The 19762-nt window shown below is 36.0% G+C and carries 23 protein-coding genes; 15 read left to right on the top strand and 8 right to left on the bottom strand.

Going from position 1 to position 19762, the window contains the following annotated elements:
- Window positions 1–73 precede the first annotated feature (73 nt).
- The 3 genes from WAX74_RS17115 to WAX74_RS17105 all read right to left on the bottom strand — a co-directional run bounded on the left by WAX74_RS17115 (window position 74) and on the right by WAX74_RS17105 (window position 2208).
- A complete protein-coding gene (locus tag WAX74_RS17115; protein ID WP_336498879.1) occupies window positions 74–778 on the bottom strand; it encodes a ferritin-like domain-containing protein in 705 nt (234 codons plus the stop codon).
- Between the two features lie 73 nt (window positions 779–851).
- Window positions 852–1892, bottom strand: a complete 1041-nt coding sequence (locus tag WAX74_RS17110) for a DUF4097 family beta strand repeat-containing protein (RefSeq protein WP_336498878.1) — start codon at window positions 1890–1892, stop codon at window positions 852–854.
- The gene (locus WAX74_RS17105) at window positions 1885–2208 is read right to left on the bottom strand and encodes a PadR family transcriptional regulator (protein ID WP_336498877.1); all 324 of its coding nucleotides are present in this window, start codon (window positions 2206–2208) and stop codon (window positions 1885–1887) included. The genes WAX74_RS17110 and WAX74_RS17105 overlap by 8 nt, the downstream gene beginning before the upstream one ends.
- Window positions 2209–2362: 154 nt before the next feature.
- Here WAX74_RS17105 and WAX74_RS17100 point away from each other — a divergent pair, with 154 nt between their 5' ends.
- Window positions 2363–2698, top strand: a complete 336-nt coding sequence (locus tag WAX74_RS17100; protein ID WP_336498876.1) for an MGMT family protein — start codon at window positions 2363–2365, stop codon at window positions 2696–2698.
- Between the two features lie 17 nt (window positions 2699–2715).
- A complete protein-coding gene (locus WAX74_RS17095; protein WP_413788987.1) occupies window positions 2716–3138 on the top strand; it encodes an NUDIX hydrolase in 423 nt (140 codons plus the stop codon).
- Window positions 3139–3152: 14 nt separating this feature from the next.
- On the opposite strand, the gene WAX74_RS17090 is transcribed toward WAX74_RS17095, so the two are convergent.
- Window positions 3153–3911, bottom strand: coding sequence for a MerR family transcriptional regulator (locus WAX74_RS17090; RefSeq protein ID WP_336498875.1), 759 nt, complete (start codon window positions 3909–3911; stop codon window positions 3153–3155).
- 120 nt (window positions 3912–4031) lie between these two features.
- Here WAX74_RS17090 and WAX74_RS17085 point away from each other — a divergent pair, with 120 nt between their 5' ends.
- Complete coding sequence (locus WAX74_RS17085) at window positions 4032–4619, top strand: histidine phosphatase family protein (protein WP_336498874.1); 588 nt, start codon at window positions 4032–4034, stop codon at window positions 4617–4619.
- Window positions 4620–4621: 2 nt separating this feature from the next.
- Window positions 4622–5098, top strand: a complete 477-nt coding sequence (locus tag WAX74_RS17080) for a cupin domain-containing protein (RefSeq protein ID WP_336498909.1) — start codon at window positions 4622–4624, stop codon at window positions 5096–5098.
- A 148-nt stretch (window positions 5099–5246) separates the two neighbouring features.
- On the opposite strand, the gene WAX74_RS17075 is transcribed toward WAX74_RS17080, so the two are convergent.
- On the bottom strand, window positions 5247–6176 hold the full coding sequence (locus WAX74_RS17075) for a DsbA family protein (RefSeq protein ID WP_336498873.1): 930 nt from the start codon (window positions 6174–6176) through the stop codon (window positions 5247–5249).
- Window positions 6177–6194: 18 nt separating this feature from the next.
- Window positions 6195–6515, bottom strand: coding sequence for a winged helix-turn-helix transcriptional regulator (locus WAX74_RS17070; RefSeq protein ID WP_336498872.1), 321 nt, complete (start codon window positions 6513–6515; stop codon window positions 6195–6197).
- A gap of 152 nt (window positions 6516–6667) precedes the next feature.
- On the opposite strand from WAX74_RS17070, the gene nagZ reads away from it, so the two are divergent.
- Both nagZ and WAX74_RS17060 read left to right on the top strand, forming a co-directional pair.
- Entirely contained in the window at window positions 6668–8329 is a 1662-nt protein-coding gene (gene nagZ, locus WAX74_RS17065) for a beta-N-acetylhexosaminidase (protein ID WP_336498871.1), read from the top strand.
- 5 nt (window positions 8330–8334) lie between these two features.
- Window positions 8335–9108, top strand: coding sequence for an alpha/beta fold hydrolase (locus WAX74_RS17060; protein ID WP_336498870.1), 774 nt, complete (start codon window positions 8335–8337; stop codon window positions 9106–9108).
- Window positions 9109–9244: 136 nt separating this feature from the next.
- On the opposite strand, the gene WAX74_RS17055 is transcribed toward WAX74_RS17060, so the two are convergent.
- Entirely contained in the window at window positions 9245–9946 is a 702-nt protein-coding gene (locus WAX74_RS17055) for a DUF421 domain-containing protein (protein ID WP_336498908.1), read from the bottom strand.
- Window positions 9947–10103: 157 nt separating this feature from the next.
- Between WAX74_RS17055 and WAX74_RS17050 the strand changes: the two genes are divergently transcribed.
- Both WAX74_RS17050 and WAX74_RS17045 read left to right on the top strand, forming a co-directional pair.
- Window positions 10104–11318 (top strand): MFS transporter, encoded by a 1215-nt coding sequence (locus WAX74_RS17050; protein ID WP_336498869.1) that lies wholly within the window; start codon window positions 10104–10106, stop codon window positions 11316–11318.
- A 72-nt stretch (window positions 11319–11390) separates the two neighbouring features.
- Complete coding sequence (locus WAX74_RS17045; protein WP_336498868.1) at window positions 11391–11780, top strand: SRPBCC domain-containing protein; 390 nt, start codon at window positions 11391–11393, stop codon at window positions 11778–11780.
- Window positions 11781–11971: 191 nt separating this feature from the next.
- Here the strand turns inward: WAX74_RS17045 and WAX74_RS17040 are convergent, their stop codons facing one another.
- Window positions 11972–12658, bottom strand: a complete 687-nt coding sequence (locus tag WAX74_RS17040) for a universal stress protein (protein WP_336498867.1) — start codon at window positions 12656–12658, stop codon at window positions 11972–11974.
- Window positions 12659–13001: 343 nt separating this feature from the next.
- Between WAX74_RS17040 and WAX74_RS17035 the strand changes: the two genes are divergently transcribed.
- The 7 genes from WAX74_RS17035 to WAX74_RS17005 are packed head-to-tail and all read left to right on the top strand — an operon-like array spanning window position 13002 to window position 18768.
- Window positions 13002–15413, top strand: coding sequence for a Na+/H+ antiporter subunit A (locus WAX74_RS17035; protein WP_336498866.1), 2412 nt, complete (start codon window positions 13002–13004; stop codon window positions 15411–15413).
- The gene (locus tag WAX74_RS17030) at window positions 15400–15822 is read left to right on the top strand and encodes a Na(+)/H(+) antiporter subunit B (protein ID WP_336498865.1); all 423 of its coding nucleotides are present in this window, start codon (window positions 15400–15402) and stop codon (window positions 15820–15822) included. Before WAX74_RS17035 ends, WAX74_RS17030 begins: the two co-directional genes overlap by 14 nt.
- A gap of 2 nt (window positions 15823–15824) precedes the next feature.
- On the top strand, window positions 15825–16163 hold the full coding sequence (locus WAX74_RS17025) for a Na(+)/H(+) antiporter subunit C (protein WP_336498864.1): 339 nt from the start codon (window positions 15825–15827) through the stop codon (window positions 16161–16163).
- Window positions 16156–17640, top strand: a complete 1485-nt coding sequence (locus tag WAX74_RS17020) for a Na+/H+ antiporter subunit D (RefSeq protein ID WP_336498863.1) — start codon at window positions 16156–16158, stop codon at window positions 17638–17640. The genes WAX74_RS17025 and WAX74_RS17020 overlap by 8 nt, the downstream gene beginning before the upstream one ends.
- Window positions 17641–17658: 18 nt before the next feature.
- On the top strand, window positions 17659–18141 hold the full coding sequence (locus tag WAX74_RS17015) for a Na+/H+ antiporter subunit E (protein WP_336498862.1): 483 nt from the start codon (window positions 17659–17661) through the stop codon (window positions 18139–18141).
- Complete coding sequence (locus WAX74_RS17010; RefSeq protein WP_336498861.1) at window positions 18141–18425, top strand: Na(+)/H(+) antiporter subunit F1; 285 nt, start codon at window positions 18141–18143, stop codon at window positions 18423–18425. The genes WAX74_RS17015 and WAX74_RS17010 overlap by 1 nt, the downstream gene beginning before the upstream one ends.
- Window positions 18403–18768, top strand: a complete 366-nt coding sequence (locus WAX74_RS17005) for a Na+/H+ antiporter subunit G (protein ID WP_336498860.1) — start codon at window positions 18403–18405, stop codon at window positions 18766–18768. Before WAX74_RS17010 ends, WAX74_RS17005 begins: the two co-directional genes overlap by 23 nt.
- Window positions 18769–19762 lie beyond the last annotated feature (994 nt).

Here is a 19762-nt window from a genome sequence, read left to right as displayed (position 1 = left end):
ATTATATTTAAAACCAATACAAACTTTCTAGATAAAGAAGCCGCGTAATCGAGATCTACGCAGCTCTTCATTATCATCGATCCATACTTTTACTTTGTTGGAGAAGCTTTGATTCACCTGTTCGTTCCCAGTTTTCAACTGTTTCATATGCTTTTTCTGGAGTGTATCCTTTCCCAACAAGAACACCCATTAAAATAAATTCTTGTAAAATATGTTTAGAGTTTACTCCTCTTTTAACATCCTCTAAGCCTTCGTTTACTAAGTACTCTGTGTACTGAACCCACTCATCTGGAGATTTAGAACTATTATTGGAACTAGCGCTATTTGAATCAAGCTCAGTCAATATATAATTATACAGTGTTGCATGTTTAAGCTCATCTGTAAGTATATTAAATACAATGTCTCTGTACTGTTCATAAGGAAGCCCTTGTCGAATGATTCTATATCTTTCCATAGCTTTCAATTCTCCAAGTAATGCCTTCTTAATACCATCTTTATACGACGGCGGCGGTATAAATTCTTTTTCTGGTAAGATAGTTGCCTCATTGCCTGTTAATGCTTTATACATTTGCTTATATAATTGGTTATGCATAATTTCATCGTTACGGATGGATGTAATAATGTCTTTTTGTTCTTGTGTTGGTGCCATTGATATTAAATAGTCGTAAAAGATACGGTCTTCTTTTTCCCCTTGAACAGCATCTTCCATCATTTTTAAAGACCGTTGATAAGCCTGTTGATCATACATTTGCTGGTTAGAGACTTCATTTATATTCACATTGTTCCCCCTTTTATACTTCATGCTTCAATAGCTTATGAAGAACGGAGAAGATATGTGTCTATCACTATCATTAAGCGTGTGCAATTGGTATTTTCTTTCCTACGGTAATTTTCCCATTATCGGAAGAAAGTTTAACTGTATTCGTTCCACTCCCAATAACTGTACGAGAGTTCTTTTCTCCAAAAATATTGATTCCTCCAGAAGCTGTTTTGGCTTGTATAGAAACATTCGTAGGTTCATTTTCGGTTTCCACAAGAATGCTTCCGTTATCTGTCTCTAGTTCAATCATGCGATCCAAGGTAGTAGTCAGAAGGGAGATTCTCCCGTTATCAGTTTTTCCAATGATATCTCCGTTTACATATTCCATCATAATTCGACCGTTATCTGTTTTTGCTTGAATTTGCTCAGCATCTATATTTCGAAGTTCGATTCGTCCATTGTCCGTTTGAGTAGAAAGCTTATCAACTTGAATTTTGTCTAATTCAATTCGACCATTATCAGTTTCTACTTCTAAAACAGTTGACGCAAATTCTTTTAAGCCAATGCTTCCGTTGTCAGAAGTTGCCTTTATTGTTTTCCCAAGAATTTTTTCTGCACGAATGCGACCGTTATCCGTTTTCATGTTGATGGAAGAATATAGTTTCTTAGGCAGAGCTACGTTCACTTTGATTTCTTTAATCAAGAATAAGAAGCTAAAAAGTTTAAATTTCTTTGTTTTTAATTGAATTGACAATGTATCATTTACCACATTGGCTGTAAGTTCCAATTTGTCATTTTCACCTATTAATTCAATAAACGTTTCTTCTGTTTCAGAAGGAAAAACGTTAAGAGAACCAAAATCTATATCCATCATTACGTTAGTAAAGTTAGAATGAGGCAGGTGAATCATTTTATTATTTGTTTCGATCTTTTCTGGTACATGGCTTTCCAAAAGTTCCTTTGCAATTTCTTTTGGAGAGCCTAGAGAAGCGGCGATATCTCTTTCCAATTTTCCATCTTCACGGCCATTCCTAAAATATTCTTTAATGTCAGATAGAATATCGTTTCGTTCTTCCGTAGGTAGTTTCGTTAAAGCAAGCTCCAGTTCACTTAGAAATTGTTGTTCAGTCATTTTTTACACCTTCTTCGATTAGATTGTTTACACCGTTTGTAAAGCTTTTCCATTCCTTCAACTGTTCATGTAGATAAGTTCTACCTAAGTCTGTCAGCTTATAGTACTTCCGCGGAGGACCTTCCGTTGATTCTTGTAAATAAGTAGTGAAGTAACCTTCCTTTGTCAAACGTCGTAATAATGGATAAACGGAGCCTTCGGAAATTGAGATTTGATCCGATATTTTTTGAACTAACTCATATCCATAACGATCTTGTTTATCTAATAAAACAAGCACACAAAGGTTCAACACGCCTTTTTTAAACTGTATATTCATTTGCTTCTTAACTCCTTTCACTACTATTTAATAAACAGTACCTTTGATAGTAATATATCATGTAGTATTATTCTATGCAAGGTACTAAGAAAAATAGTATAAAATAATTTTTAAAAATCAGTTATAATCGGAAGTAATGAAAGGATGAAGCGTGATGAACCCTTTTACTGAAAGAGTTATTGAAATTATAAAGTCCATCCCTGCAGGAAAAATTATGACATATGGGCAAATTGCTAAAGCTGCTGGAAGTCCTAGAGGAGCAAGACAAGTAGTACGCATTTTGCATTCAATGAGTGCCAAGCACAGTTTGCCTTGGCACCGTGTGGTTAATGCAAAAGGAGAAATTGCTATTCCGGATGAGGAATCTGCTTATTCACAAAGAATCATGTTAGAAGACGAGGGAGTTTGCTTTCGACAAAATGGTTTGGTGGATTTAGAAAAGTCCAGATTTGCATCTGAGGTAGTTGTATTTGAAGAAGATCTTATTTAAAGAGAAGAGGAAATGGAATGGATATGTTTGTTTGGAGAGGTGCAGCAGGAATTTGTATAAATGAACAAAATGAAATTTTAATGGTTCTTCAAGCTGCTCCAGGAGAAGAGAAGAAATGGACCGTTCCATCTGGGACATTGGAAGAGGGGGAAACGTTTGAAAAATGCTGTGAAAGAGAGTTTTGGGAGGAAACAGGGTTCAGAGTACGTACCTTAGAAAATGTTCATAACAAAAGTGGGATACTGAGTGACTATGGAATATCCTACAAAGTAGACTATTTCATAGTTGAAATAGTAAGTGGAGAAATTACAATTCAGGACCCAGATGAATTTATTCATGAGATTGCTTGGCAACCAGTGGAGGAACTTTCTAAGTTGTCCCTTGCCTATCCTGAAGATGTAGATATTATTCAAACAGTTATTTCCATGCAAAAAAACTAAAAGGCATAAGCCTTTTAGTTTTTTGTGTATATGTGAACCGCATCTCTTAAAAACTCAGCCGCACCAGGTTGGATTTTATCATAATATGCGGTAAATCGTTCATCGTCCACATACATTTGAGCAACACCTGCATGTGCCTCTTTCGTATACTCATTCCAATAAAAGCTTAGCCACTGACGATGTAAATCTGCTGTCTTTTGAGCAAGTTCACTTGAAGGGTCACCTGTTGCTATTGCCGCTTTTAAATTCACTGCAATCTCCTCCGTTAGGTTTGTAACTTCCTCATACTGTGCTTGAGTCATTCCTTTTACCTTTGCGTTAGATTTATTTATTGCTTCCTCTCCGTACTTTTCACGAATTTCTTTTCCATATTGTTTCTCATTGTCCTCCACCAGTTTTTGCTTAAACCCTTCAAACTTTTCTTTATCTGACATTATAATTCCCCTCTCTGTTTGTTGAATGGATTTATCGACGTTTGCAATCAATAAATCCAATTGTGCTCTTTTTTCTAACAGTTTTTCTCGATGTTCTTTAAGTGCGATAGAACGGTCGAATGATTTAGAAGTCATAATTTCTTTAATATGATCTAGGTTCACTCCGAGCTCTCTATAGAACAAAATTTGTTGCAATTTATCTATTTCAGCAGAACCGTAAATACGATAGCCAGATGAATTTATACGTGCTGGCTTGAGCAATCCAATTTCATCATAATATCGAAGAGTCCTCGTACTAATTCCCGCTAATTGGCCAAGCTTCTGTATCGTATATTCCATGCTTTCACCTCCTAATAAATAAAGTCTAAACCTTTACGCAACGTCAATGTCAAGAACGAATTGTTCATTTTGTTTCATTTCATTATAATAAAAGAACGAGAGTGTGAGGGGGAAAAAATAATGACAACGATTGGGTTTGTAAGACATGGAGTGACGGCTTGGAACAAAGAAGGACGAGCGCAAGGATATACAGATGTTCCGTTAGATGAAGAAGGAATCGAAATGGCAGAGCGTGTTGCAGATAGAATGCAACAGGAAGAATGGGATGTCATTTATACGAGTCCTTTAATCCGTGCAAAAAAAACTGCAGAGATTATCGCTGAAAAACATCCTAGCACTGAATTTTATACAGACAAGAGGTTAGGGGAAATTGGAGGGGGCATCATAGAAGGAACGACCGAAGAAGAACGTGTAGCCAAATGGGGAGCCTCATGGAGAGAGCAGGATATGGGCTTTGAACCAGAAGAGGTTATTATTTCTAGAGGCATGTCTTTTATAGAAGATGTGAAAGATGCACATCCTGGCAAACGGGTATTGGTAGTAAGTCACGGAGGCTTTATAAGTCGGCTATTAAATGCACTTATGCCCGAAGAGGAATTTTCAAAGGATATTGGGAATACTTCTGTTACGGTTGTTGAATTACAAGAAAAGAAAAATTTATGTCATTTATTTAATTGTATGAAGCATTTAGAAGCGAGGGAAGTTTGATGATGAACGCAGAATATTATATAAAACAGTTAGGTTTAGAACCTCATCCAGAAGGTGGGTATTTTAAAAGTACCTTTTCTTCAGAAGAAACGGTGAACTTTAGAAAGTTATATACGAGTATTTACTTTTTACTAGGGGCAGGAGATGTGTCCCACTTTCATCGACTGAAATCCGATGAATTGTGGTACTTTCACGGGGGGAGCTCTTTATTAGTCCATGTGATTGATGAGGATGGAAACTATTTAGAACACAAGATAGGATTGAATATTGAAAATGGAGAAACTCCACAAGTCCTTGTTCCGAAAAACTCTATTTTCGGATCCTCTGTTGTAGATAACGGGTCATTTTCTCTTGTTGGCTGCATGGTTGCACCAGGGTTTGAATTTGAGGACTTCGAGCTTTTCACTCAAACCGACTTATTAGACAAATATCCACAGCATGAACAAATCATTCGCAAGCTAGCGTATGAAAAATTGTAAGGCATTGGCAAAGGGAGACCTAAATAGTTAGGTAAGCAACCAATTCTACGCTGAAAGCGACGAAATATAAAACGAAAGTAATCAACTCTATAGCAAAAGCAATCAATAGAAAAAATGCCCTCAAGCAAAAACTTGAGGGCATTTTCTATTATTTATTCCGCTTAATATATTTCTCACCAAGTACCTTATCGACAAGATAGGTACCTTCAGCTAATTCTTTTTCTACAAATGAAGCGACATCCTGTTGATCTAAGCCATATAATTCTTCAATTTCACGAGAGAATAATAATTCTTCTTTTTCTAATATGTTCTGTAGCTTTGGAACAGTTTTAGGCTGAATATTTTCATTTGGAAGCATTTGTTTTAATGCTTGCACATAATATTCATATGGTCGGGCCCCTACTACTTTTACTCCTTTTTGTTCTTCATTTAAGAAAATAATTGTAGGGAAACCACGGACACCTAGTTGGCTTGCCATTGTAAAGTCTTCTTCCAAGCTTGCTTGTGTTGCTGGAAGATGAGATTCTTTTACAATTTCTTCGCCATTTAACCCAATTTCGTTAATGATGTCAATCAATACTTCATCTCTCGCAATGTTATTATTAAATGGAAATACAGCTTCTCTTGCTTTACGTAAAAAGACTGGTGCAAGGCTAGCATCATGTTGTTGAATTATTTTAAATACGCGAGACGGAATATAAGAAGATGACACAGGGTCTTCTAACCAAAATGATCCATCTATTGGCATACGGGTATGATCTCCTACCTCTCGCCAGTGTTCTGCAACATCCGCAGGTCCAGATATTCCATTAGCAACATCTGCAAATCCATCCCATTTTTCCAGAAGACCGCCCATTAACGTATGCATATTAATATAATTACCGTATTCTTCTACGAATTTACGTAATGTCGGCTCAAGTGCCCAACAATGTGAACATATTGGATCCGTTACATAATATAGGTCAACTTTTTTGTTAGGCACAGTTAAATCGATTAACTCTAATACAGAATTTTCTTCACCAACAGGTCCACAAATTCCTGTTTCTAGGTCACACATCATAGCGTTTTTATTCGTCATATTCTCGTCCTCTTTTCGTTAATTTTTTAAAGTAATATGTTTCTTTGCCCAAGCATGTACAGGGTTGAGAGCTTCTGCAAGTTCTTGACCTGAAACAGTTAGGTAATATGAGATATGAACAGTTTGCTCCGCGCTCATTTTTTTCTCGACTAGACCATGTTCTGCAAGTTCCGTCAATTTTAGCGATAAAGCACGAGGTGTAATATCGGTTAAGTCCTTTTTCAAATCTGAGAAATGAGCTGTATAATTTGGGCAATTAAATAAGTAATGAACGATTAAACCGTTCCACCTTCTTCCGAGTATTTGAAAGGATGATTCTAAATATGGGCAAATTTTCATGTTATTTATTCCCTCGTTTCTAATTGAAGTATAATATGGTATAAAAAATATATCAAGTATAATAATTATATTAAAAATTATAATTTAAAGGAATATTGGTTATTATTAGAGAAAGCAACAAATGGAAAGATCATTACGAAGGAGGTTCTGAAATGTTTAAAAAAGTAGGGATAATCCTTTTTGTATTTACATTAATTATGGTTGCGACTATTTATTTGGGAAGCAAACAAGAAATAAAGGAAGTTAATTATCAAGAGGGAACACCTATAGGAGAAATACCATCTGAAAAAGAGTCTCTTGTTTCCCTCGTTTTTGAACTTGCAGAAAAGGGTCAAGCCTGGGATATTCCGTTTATTGTAGGAGAATCAGATATTCAGGACGTCCATGAATTATGGGGGACTTCAGAGAAAATGAACGAGCGTTCTGCAAAGATTTATGAAGACTATTTATCCAAAAATGCAACAATCGGTCATTTTTCAAATCTTGTTTTTGATATACGCTCGAGCTCACCAGAAATTCAGCAAATCCGTCTAGATGATATTGAAAAACATAAGGGTGAAGCTGATGAAATTCGAGCCTATCAAGATGATCAGGTCAAGCAAATAATACTTGTATTTAATGTTACATCTACTCATCAACTCAAGTGGGTTTTCCCAAAACCAACAGAAAGTATCCCGAATCCTGCAGTTGATCATATATCCGTTTTTACAGAGGTAAAAGAGGAGGTTAGTACTGATATCGCGGCTATGAAGGAAATGAGTTTGGAAGAAAAAGTGGGGCAAATGATATTTGCTGGAATAGAAGGAACTAGCTTATCAAAAGAGTCGAAGTTGTTAATTTCTAATGATAAAGTTGGAGGAATTATTTTATTTAAAGATAACTTGGAGGATGTCCATCAATCCGTCTCCTTATTAAATGAAATGAAAGAGGAGAGTGCAAAAAATAAATTTCCTTTATTTCTAGGTGTGGATCAGGAAGGTGGTAGAGTCTCCAGGCTACCTGAACTTATACAGCTTCCGACAAATCAAGAAATTGGGAAGATAAATGATTCTTCACTCTCTTATAATATAGGTAATCTATTAGGAAAAGAGTTAAATTCGTTCGGCTTCAATCTCGACTTTGCTCCAGTACTAGATATAAATAGCAATGCTAAAAACCCTGTAATTGGAGACCGTTCATTTGGCAGTACTGCAAATATTGTCAGTAACCTTGGTATACAAACGATGAAAGGTATTAAAAATCAACATGTTATTCCAGTCGTGAAACATTTCCCTGGGCATGGTGATACGGCTGTAGATTCTCATAAAGAGCTACCAATCATTCAAAAGAGATTAGAAGACTTACAGGCATTAGAATTAATTCCTTTTAAAGATGCAATAGATAATGGGGCTGACGTTGTTATGGTTGGTCATATTCTTTTACCAAAGATAGACCCGACATTTCCTTCTTCCATGTCATATGAACTGATTACAAATATTTTGCGAAATAAGCTTCAGTTCGAGGGTGTGGTTATAACGGACGATATGACGATGGGTGCGATATTAGATAATTATAAAATTGGGGAGGCTGCTGTAGAAGCGGTGAAAGCTGGTAACGATATTGTTTTAATAGCACATGATTATGTCAATATTAAGGAAGCGATAGAATCCATTTTATTAGCTGTAAATGAAGGGCAAATCTCAGAGGAGAGAATAAATGCCAGTGTGGAAAGAATCCTTTTATTAAAAGAAAAGTATAAACTGAGTAATAAACGAGTAGACGGGGTAAACATAGAAGAGTTAAACCAAACTATCGTGCAAACATTAGGGAGATGAAAAAGATGAAAACAGTGCAAATAAAAGGTTCAAGTGTAGCATATCTAGATGAAGGTCAGGGAGAAGCATTATTTCTTATGCATGGTTTTTGCGGAAGTTCTGCTTATTGGAGTAAAGTGATTCCAAAGCTTACAGAACAGTATCGAGTGATTGCGATAGACCTACCGGGTCATGGAGATTCGGAGGTACAAGACAATGTAAATCAAATTGACCTTTATGCAGACTTCATCTATCAATTTTTAGATTCGTTGAAGATTGAAAAGGTAACAATGCTTGGTCATTCTTTAGGTGGTTATATAACACTCGCCTTCGCAGACAAATATAGCGAACGACTAAATGGCTTTTCCTTAATACATTCAACTGGATTCCCTGATTCAGAGGAAGCCAAAAAAGGAAGAGATTCTTCCGCTCAAAAAATAGACGATGAAGGAATAGAGGCATTTATTGACGGATTAATACCAAAATTATTTGCACCAAATAATGTGAAGAGTCAACAAAATTCAGTGGAGGAAGCGATTAAAATTGGATATAGAACATCGCTGATAGGAGCTAAGTATGCTTTAGAGGCAATGAGAGATAGAACAGATCGTAGAGCGGTAATAAATAATACAGAATTACCGGTAGTACTTGTGGCTGGAGAAGAAGATCAACTTATCCCATCCGAGAAAACCTTCACAGCAGATGGAGTTAATATAAAACAAGTACTGCTTAAAAATGTAGGACATATGAGTATGTATGAAGCGCCAGAAGAACTGGTTAAGGTCTTTGTTCAAAGATAAAGAAAGATGAGTGAAAAAAATTACCGAAAAAAGAAGGGGTGGTCGTGACGACAGTCACGACCACCCCTTCAAAATAATCCTACTAGAAAACCTTTTAAGGGGGCGCGATTAGCGTTGTTTTAGTCTTCTTGTGTTGTCATTTATTATATAGGCTGATAAATAAGGAACCATTTGTTTGGACTTGGGCATAAAACACTTCATCCACTGACTCAATTCCTTGTTTACGAAGCTTTTTCATTACCCACTCCTCGGACAAATCTAATTCAGTAAGATTTTTTTGTACAATTTTACCATCAGAAATTATTTCAGAAGGCATAAATGTTGGAAGAGTAATTGTCGCTTTTATGTCTGTCTTAGTGGCTTCTTGCTGACCTACTTTTTTAAATACACTTAATTCTCCGTTTGTTTCGAGAACCGCATAGTGCACGTCTTGTATGGAAAAAATAGATTGCTCTCGTAGTAGCATTAACACATCATCCATATGTAAACGAGCAGTTTTTAATGACTTCACTACAAGTTCTCCATCTTTAATAACAATAGTAGGTTCATCATCTATTAAGACACGTGCCTTTGGAAACCATAGAGAGAGATAGCTCATAAATAGTGTAAGGATAGTCCACCATACTAGTGAAACTAGACCATCAAGAAAAGGTGTTTCGTGTTGAGCTGCTATTTCAGCAGCGATAGATCCAATTGTGATTCCTGTGATGTAATGGAAAAAGGTTAATTGGCTGAGCTGTTTTTTACCTAATACTCGAGCTAAAACCAATAATGCTAAAAAGGATAATGTTGTTCTAATTAACATTTCCCAAAAGTTTAATTCAAAAAATGTTTCCATATTCATTTCAAACACCTCTTTTAAAATGACTTCTATTTAGTATTACCTAGAAAATAGTAACTATTCTTACTTTCTTGTTAATTTCTAATTAATTGTCGAAATTTGCGCTATAATAAAACTATTCATGTATATTAATCTTAGAAAGAATGTGAAAAATATGTCCATTGCCAATGCTTCGCATAAAATGGGGAATCCCGTTTATCCTATTATGTTTGCGATTGGCGTTTGTCATTTATTCAATGATTCACTCCAATCGGTGATTCCAGCTATGTTTCCGGTATTAGAAGAAGAACGAGGATTAACGTTCACTCAGTTAGGTTTAATTACTTTTATGTTAAATATTGTTGCGTCTATTTTACAGCCAGTTGTAGGTTTTATTAGTGATAAAAAACCGATGCCATACGCACTTCCATTAGGTATGATAAGTTCCTTTGTTGGGATAGCGGGTATTGCATTTTCTACGGAATATTGGATGATTCTTGTTTCAGTTGTATTCCTTGGTTTTGGTTCTGCCATATTTCATCCAGAAGGTTCTCGCGTTTCCTTTATGGCTGCTGGTTCTAAAAGAGGGCTATCGCAATCCATTTATCAAGTAGGAGGGAACTCTGGACAAGCTCTTGCTCCATTAATAAGTGCATTTATTCTAGTGCCATTTGGTCAAAAGGGGGCTGCGCTTTTCTTAATTGTTGCAGCTATTGGTATTTTTCTATTATCTAGAATTTCTATATGGTATAAGAAAGAGTTAGAAGCAGAGAAGCTTTCTAAACGAAAAAAAACAATATTTTCTTCTTTGCCACCTCTATCTAAAAAACAAGTGGGAATTGCACTTACACTTTTAATGATTATTATTTTTGCGAGATCCTTTTACGTGACAAATATGACAAACTTTTATATTTTTCATTTGATGGAAAACTATGATTTATCGGTTAAAAAAGGGCAGTTATTTATTTTTATATTCCTTGTGTTAGGAGCAGTTGGGACATTCTTTGGTGGTCCAATGGCGGACAGATTTGGTAGAAAGAATGTCATTTTACTTTCACTGGCTGTTCCAATTCCTTTATGTCTCATTTTGCCGTATGTTCCAATTTGGGCTGTCATTTTACTACTTGTGATTATTGGATTCTTCCTCATGTTAAGTTTTTCAGTGACCGTCGTTTATGCCCAAGAGCTTGTACCTAGTAAAATTGGTACGATGGCTGGTTTAACAGTAGGGCTTGCATTTGGTATGGGTGCCATTGGGGCGGTCTTAATAGGTATATTAATGGATTACATAGGAGTTTACAAAACGATGATTGTCGTTTCAACACTACCGCTTATCGGATTAGTTGCGCTTGCGTTACCAACAGATCGTAAAATTGCTAATCTAAAATAAGGAAGAGAGAGCTTTCATAAGCTCTCTCTCTTTTTGAGAGCACTTAATTAGAATTTTCAAGGAGGAATAATTATGATAGATAAAATAAGTTCTGTGTGGATTCATGGAGATAAAGAAACGGTTTGGAATGCTATTACGGAAGAGAAAAAGATCTCCCAGTGGTATGTTCCGGGTTCTCCTTGGATGATCCCCAATCTGAAGGTCGGGGAGAAAGTAACTTTTACGTTAATGCCTAGTATTCATAATAATTTATCAGAGAAACTTCCTATGTCTTTAACTATTGCAGTTCTAAATACTTATAAGGAATTCTCTCTTTATTTGGAGTCACAGCAAACAGTTCTGTCCTTTGTGTTAGAAGAGGAAGACAATGGGACAAGAGTAATAATGAATTCAGATGGCTTCGATGAGTCATTAGCAAATTTAAAAGCCTTAGTAGAGGGAAAGGAAATTCCTTTTATTTAGTTAGAGAATAGAACTCGGAGGTCTCATTCTTCGCGCTCTTGCGGCGTGTAAGGCGCACTTCCTGAAAACATCTGTTGATAAAGTTCCAATTTAATAAAAATAGTTATGCCAGGATTCATTATTCGGGACTACTAATTGTCAACATATAAAGCCATATAAAAAAGGAAACTCATCAGAGTCTCCTTTAAAGGTTATTGTTTAATTTTTACGCTACATCCATCTGGAACTTGGGAGTTGTCCGTTACCAGATTTTCTTGAATATGGACTTGGTGCATTTTATTGTTATGCATGAATTTGAATATTCCGTTATCAAAATCTGTTCCAATTTCTTTAAAGAAAATACCTTCTTGGCACATGTTTTTAGCACACGTGAAGGATACTTTGTAATCATCTCCATCTGCAACCAAATACGCTCGAACCCCTTTTTCAAAAATGCCGTCTTCTTCATCTTTGACTGATCGATCTACTGAAACGACATGGAAATCTACAAAAGGAATTTCACGCAATAATACATTCATAAAAGAACCCTTTGTTATTTCTTCCCATCTGCTTTGAGCAGTTTGTCCAATAATAATTTGGGTAATATTATGTTTATGTGCAACTTCTTTAATTACTTTTGGGGAAGGTCGTTTTTCGTTATCATGAATGATAAATTCTTCCACTTCCAATTCTTCTGCAAGGTTTTGCCATTGTTCTATATATCCTGATTTTTCAGCGTCGAATGCATCGTATGGAAGAGGGTCAACTGTAAGAATATATAGAGGACAATCCATTATAGTAGCCATCTTATGACCTCTTCTTATTAAACGTTCTCCATTAGGTCCGTAGTATACGCAGACTAGTATACTCTCATCCATTCGGCCTTTCGTGTGTTTCACGGTAGTCTACACCTCTTTTTCAATTAATTTATTTATCGTCTAGCGTTTAACTTTATGTCAGATTGTTTAATCCTCAAGCACTTCAAGTGCGTAGAGCGCTTCTTTAGTGTATAATTTACATAGTATATTAATGCATTCCTTTGTTGGGCTTAATTTCCATATAAAAGCGAAGAAGCAAAAATACTCAACGTCATACACCTCAAATTTTCTCCGAAAATGCAAAGGACTCCATATGGATTCCTATTATGCTACTTGTTAGTGGTATAGTCAAGCATCCAGTTCAAATGAAATAATTCTGTAAATACCAACATTCCACAAAACTTGTAAGGTAGGAGGTTAAATTTTGTTCCCTGTCAGTTTAATTATTGTTTTTCCTTTTATAATAGCGGCAATTGTGCCATTTATATATAGGCGATTTACCAAAATTCATGTAGGTTGGTTTGTCCTATTAGTTCCTATTTTTTTGTTAGTTATGCTTGCTAGGCTAATTCCCTCGGTAGCAGGTGGAAGTACATATATCCATACATATAAGTGGATTCCCCATCTAGGAATTAATTTCACTACTTATTTAGACGGTTTAAGTATGATATTTGGTTTACTTATAACCGGTGTAGGTAGTTTAGTCATTTTATATTCTATTTTTTATCTTTCATCTAAAGAATCCCTTCAACATTTTTATTGTTATTTGCTATTATTCATGGGTGCCATGCTAGGTGTTGTCTTTTCGGACAACTTAATGGTCTTATATGTATTTTGGGAATTAACAAGTGTTTCGTCATTCTTATTAATTGCCTTTTGGCATCATCGTAAAGGCTCAAGACAAGGTGCTCAAAAAGCAATGCTTATTACCGTTAGCGGCGGAGTAGCTATGCTTGTAGGATTTATCATGCTTCATTCAATGACTGGGACATATAGTATTCGAGAAATTATTTCAAGTCTAAGTGAGATTACGGATCATGCGTTTTTTATCCCGGCAATGATATTGATATTAATAGGTGCGTTTACAAAATCAGCACAGTTTCCATTTCATATTTGGCTACCTGATGCAATGGAAGCTCCAACTCCTGTTAGTGCATACTTACATTCCGCGACAATGGTTAAAGCTGGGATATATTTAGTTGCACGTTTTACTCCTATTTTTGGAGGAGAACAAGTTTGGTTTTGGGTGGTTAGTGGAGTAGGAATGATTACGTTATTTTGGGGTTCTTTCAATGCAATCCGACAGACGGATTTGAAGGCCTTGTTAGCGTATTCGACTGTTAGTCAACTGGGTCTAATTATGAGTCTCCTCGGTTTAGGATCGATTGCACTTCATTTGGGTTATTCGAAGGATTCAATTATTTATACCCAAGCAACATTTGCAGCGTTATTTCACATGATCAACCACTCAACTTTTAAAGGAGCTTTGTTCATGGTTGTGGGAATTGTCGATCATGAACTTGGGACTCGTGATATACGAAGACTTGGTGGATTAATGACGCTAATGCCTTTCACATTCACTGTAGCTACAATAGGAAGTTTATCGATGGCAGGATTGCCTCCTTTTAATGGTTTTTTAAGTAAAGAGATGTTCTTTGCTGCTACGGTAGCAATTAGTGAGCTTAATGCCTATTCACTTGACACCATAGGTATTATTTTTCCAATAATCGCATGGATAGCGAGTGTCTTTACTTTTGTTTATTGTATGATTATCATTTTTAAAACTTTTTTAGGACCTGCTCAACCTGAAAAGTTAGATAAGCCAATTCATGAAGCTCCAATAGGAATGCTTATTTCTCCATTGATTTTAGTTGCATTTGTGGTAGGCATATTCTTTTTCCCTAACATACTAGGTGAATATATACTACGCCCAGCAATGGCTAGTATATATCCGACATTTGCGGAGGCAGAAAGTCTCACTCCGAAAATTTCTGCGTGGCATGGAATTAATGCAGAATTACTTATGACGATTGGAGTTATTTTAGTAGGGGCATTATTATATTATCGACTTAAGAATTGGAAGCCTATCTACAGCTTGTTTTCTCAAAAATATACTTTTAATGCGCTTTATAACAAGGTTCTTTCTGACAGTGAAGTAAGTTCAACCCTAACAACGAAGTCATATATGACTGGATTTTTGAGAGATTATTTAGTTTATATATATTTGTTCTTTATAGTAACCACAGGTGGATTTTTATTATTTTCATCTGCTTTTTCCTTTAGTGTTTCCACTAACGCTCCAATTAGCTTGTATGAAGCCATATTGGTCGGAGTAATGGCAATTGCTGCTGTAGCGATGATATTTGCGAAATCACGCTTAACAGCTGTTCTATTGAATGGTGTTTTGGGATATGCTATCTCGATCTTTTTCGTTATATTCCGTGCTCCAGACTTGGCGTTAACCCAGCTTGTTGTTGAATCTGTCACTACGGCTCTATTCCTTTTGGCTTTTTCACATCTACCTGACTGGAAGAAAGAGAAATCATCGTCCAATACTAAGATGATGAATGGAATCATTTCGATCGCTGTTGGTGCAATTGTGATGCTAATCGGTTTATCTGCCATAAATTACAATTCATTTGAATCGATATCTGTATTCTTTGAAGATGCATATGAACTGGCTGGTGGAGCAAATATAGTAAACGCCATTTTAGGTGATTTCCGTGCGTTTGATACAATGCTTGAGGTTGTCGTACTCTTTATTGCTGGCTTAGGAGTTTATACACTCATTAAGTTGCGAGCAAAGAAGGGAGCAGAAGACATTGAAGATCAATGATGTTATTTTACGAACAGTAACTAAAATTGTAGTGTTTATTATTCTTACTTTTGGTGTGTATTTATTTTTGTCGGGCCATCATAAACCTGGTGGTGGATTTATAGGTGGCTTAGTACTTGGTTCTGCTATCGTGCTTCTTTATTTAACACATAGTATAGAATCAATCAGCAAGAGTCTTCCCTTTGATTTTAAGCTAGTAGCTGCGTTAGGTGTGTTGATCGCTACTTCCACTGGGTTTGGTTCTATCATTCTGGGAGTTCCTTTTTTATCCCAATCATTTGGCTACTTTGATCTACCTATCTTTGGGAAAACAGAGCTTACGACAGTCACTATTTTCGAGGCAGGAGTAGCTTTAACCGTGGTAGGAGTAGTTGTAACAATTATTTTGAGTATTAGGGAGGATGAGTAGAGATGGAAACGTTAATTATGATATTAATCGGAATACTAACAGCCGTTGCAACTTATTTAATCCTCTCTAGAAATATTATACGAGTAATCTTAGGGACGGCTGTTCTTTCTCATGCTGTTCATATGTTGATCTTAACAATTGGAGGCTTGAAAAAGGGAAATGTACCTTTACTAAAGCAAGCAGATGCACCTTATACTGATGCTCTTCCACAGGCATTGATTTTAACTGCTATTGTTATTAGTTTTGCGGTGACTGCCTTTCTACTTGTGTTAGCTTATCGATCTTATCAAGCAAATGGGAAAGATGATCTTCATGCATTGCGAGGAACAAACGATGAATAATTTAATTGTTTTGCCTTTAATCATGCCGATAATGGTAGGAGTTATACTCGTTTTTCTTCGTTCATATATACGTGTACAGAGAATTATTAGTTTGTTAACGATGATTGCAGTAGCTTGTATTAGTATCTTTGTTTTAAATACCATTCAATCAGAGGGTATTTTACGGTTAGATTTTGGAGGCTGGGAACCACCATTTGGAATACTTTTTGTAGCCGATTCCTTTTCCATGTTACTAGTATTAACGGCAAGTATTGTAACAGCAATTTGTTTAATTTATGCCTTTTCTTCAATTGGAGAAGGACATGAGAAAATGTTTTTCTACCCATTTGTCTTATTTTTATTAGCAGGGGTAAATGGGTCTTTGCTGACTGGTGATATGTTTAATTTATTCGTTTGTTTTGAAGTGATGCTATTAGCCTCTTATGCGCTTATAACGCTTGGAGGGGAGAAGGTACAATTAAGAGAATCGATTAAGTATGTGGTCATTAACGTGGTTGCATCTTGGTTTTTCTTGGTAGCATTAGCTCTTCTATATGGCACAACTGGTACTTTGAATATGGCTCATTTAGCAGAAAGGGTAGCGGAAGCAGGACAGGATCCTTTACTTACAACGATATCCATCGTCTTTTTACTAGTGTTTAGCTTAAAGGCAGGATTGTTATTATTCTTTTGGCTTCCAGGTTCTTATAGTGTTCCTCCGACTGCAGTAGCGGCACTATTTGGAGCTTTGCTGACGAAAGTAGGAATATATGCATTGTTCCGCACATTCACACTGATTTTTTATCATGAACCAGATGTTACACATAGCTTAATTGGAGTAATGGCAGGAATCACTATTGTGGCAGGGTGTATGGGTGCGATTGCGTTTAAAGATGTGCGACAAATCGTGGCATATAATGTCGTCATTGCAGTTGGATTTATATTAATTGGACTAGCAGTTGCGACACCTGCTTCGATTGAAGGTTCTATTTATTACATTATCCACGATATGATTGCAAAGGCTATGTTATTTTTACTTGTAGGTACGATGATTTTGCTTACTGGAAAGAATAAGATAGACGAGATAAGTGGACTTATTCGAAACTACCCATTGTTTGGATGGCTATTTTTCATCGTAACATTGTCTCTTACTGGAATACCTCCATTAAGTGGTTTTGTTGGGAAAATACTAGTGGGACAAGGGACAGTGGAAGCAGGTTCATATATTTTATTGGCTTTAGCTTTTATATCTAGTCTTGTGGTGTTGTATTCACTACTTCGTATATTTTTAAACTCCTTCTTCGGTGAAACAATTATTAGTTTAGGAGAAGAAATACCACTTAAAAAAGGATTGCTTGTTCCAATTGTATTATTGGCTATTGGAACAGTTTCACTAGGGCTTGGGGCAGAATTTATATCTGCTTACGTAGGTGATGCTGCAAATACTCTTGTAAATCCTGTTATTTATATTGAAGCGGTTTTAGGTGGAGAAAAGTAGAGGAAGAGGTGAATATACATGCCTGCACAGTTTTTGCTTAATTTGTTTATCGCATTTTTATGGATGCTATTACAAGATGAAGATGAGCTTAGAATAACTACCTTTATCGCTGGTTTCCTTGTGGGAATAGGCATTATCTTTTTAATGCACCGTTTTTTCGGTACCCATTTCTATTTAAGAAGATTGGTTTCTATTTTAAAACTTACTTTTATCTTTATATCAGAGTTAACCTTTTCAAGTATCCTAATTATTAAACAGATATTGATACCTAGACATAAAATAACACCTGGGATTTTTACTTATAAAACTGAATTACGGGGAGACTGGGAAATTACAGCGCTTGCTTTGTTATTAACGCTTACTCCAGGCTCTGTCGTAATGGAAGTAAACCCTGAGGGAGACATGTTTTATATTCATGCAATGGATATTGAGAAATCAAAAGAAGATGTATTAAGATCAATTGAACGATTTGAAAAAGCAATTATGGAGGTGACACGTTGATGATAGAGAAGATTCTTTTGATTGCTCTCGCCTTTTTTGCCATTTCCATAACGATCGCTCTTTTTCGGATGATTAAAGGACCCACGATGCCGGACCGTGCGATAGCTTTAGATATGATTGGTGTAAATCTACTATCTTCAATCGCTGTTATTTCGATGGTATTAAGAACAATGGCCTTTTTAGAGGCAATTCTTATTTTAGGAATTCTTGCTTTCATTAGTACAATTGCCTTTTCGAAGTACATAGAAAGGGGGATTATCGTTGAGCGCAAGTCAGATAATTGAACTTGGTGCAGCCATACTGATCCTATTGGCGAGTATTATGAGTGTTATAAGCGCTTTTGGTATCATAACGCTACCGGACGTTTACACTCGTTCACATGCAGCTACTAAGAGCTCCACGTTAGCAGTATTATTATCCCTTTCTGGAGCGTTTGTATATTTTTGGGTACATGATGCTTTTATTAGTGTAAGGCTTATTTTAGGGATAATATTTGTTTTTTTAACCGCACCTATATCTGGGCATCTAATTACTCGTGCTGCGTATCGTTCAGGAGTGAAACTTTCTAATTCATCAGCAGAAGACGCTTTGAAGGAAGTATTATTTCCAGAGGAGAAAAGTAAGTAAAATTAACACCTTCCAAGATTTCGCTTGGAAGGTGTTTTTTTAATAAAGGGATTCGTAAAATTTAATGCAAGTTACCAAATATAAGCCTGTAGCGTGCGGTGAGTTCACATCCGTGTTTCGAATCTTTAAGTATCAATTATATGTAGAGATTTGAACAAATACATCACCGACTATATGCATTCGCGCTGGCCGCACGTCCGCATGAGCCGCTGTATGCGCAAGCGCATTTCGCTGTCTCATACGGCACGTCATGCGGCTGGCAAGGCGCGAATGCCAGTGTATTTTCTTAATAAGGAATAAAGTAGATTCTTTTATATGTATTGATACTTTTATTGAATATTTCTATTTCATCGGATATTTCCAGGATGTGCGCATTGCACGACGCAGGAGGCTCATGCGTAGCGTGCGGCAGCGCACGTCCGTGTTTTAGCTCACAACTTGCTGAAACATATTCAAATAATCGATTTAACTTCCAACAGTAATTGATAACAGATTCTTTATTAAAAAAACTGCAAATAAAAAAATCCCAGCCCCAAGCCAAATGTCTTAAGGACAAGATTTAGAAAGTCGTGGTACCACCCTAGCTTATTATTATGTCACCATATTAAGTTTAATCGGTACAACAAATAAAATTACGGATCTTTGCAGCTCCGTTACACCATCTCATAATTAGGGTCCTATGTGATTCTCCGAGACTTGTTTCAATAAATAATTCTTACTACTTTTTAGCACTTGGAAGCTCTATTCGAAAGAATATATCAATCTACTATTCTCTTCATCACATATAAATTTTACCAATAGTAACATAATTCAGGTAACTAGGTAAATAATATTGTTAAAATAACGACAATTTTCTATTTATTTCGCTCTGATATATTGCATTCTGCATAAAAACATAGTATTATCAGGTCTGATATATTTGCAAGTCGAGGAAATGAGAAATCATTTTTGCAAATTCATCTAAGAAAAAACACAAGTTAAATCAAAAATGATT

It is taken from the genome of Psychrobacillus mangrovi (assembly GCF_037104765.1).
GTDB classification, from domain to species: domain Bacteria; phylum Bacillota; class Bacilli; order Bacillales_A; family Planococcaceae; genus Psychrobacillus; species Psychrobacillus mangrovi.
This window is presented reverse-complemented; position numbering and strand designations above follow the sequence as displayed.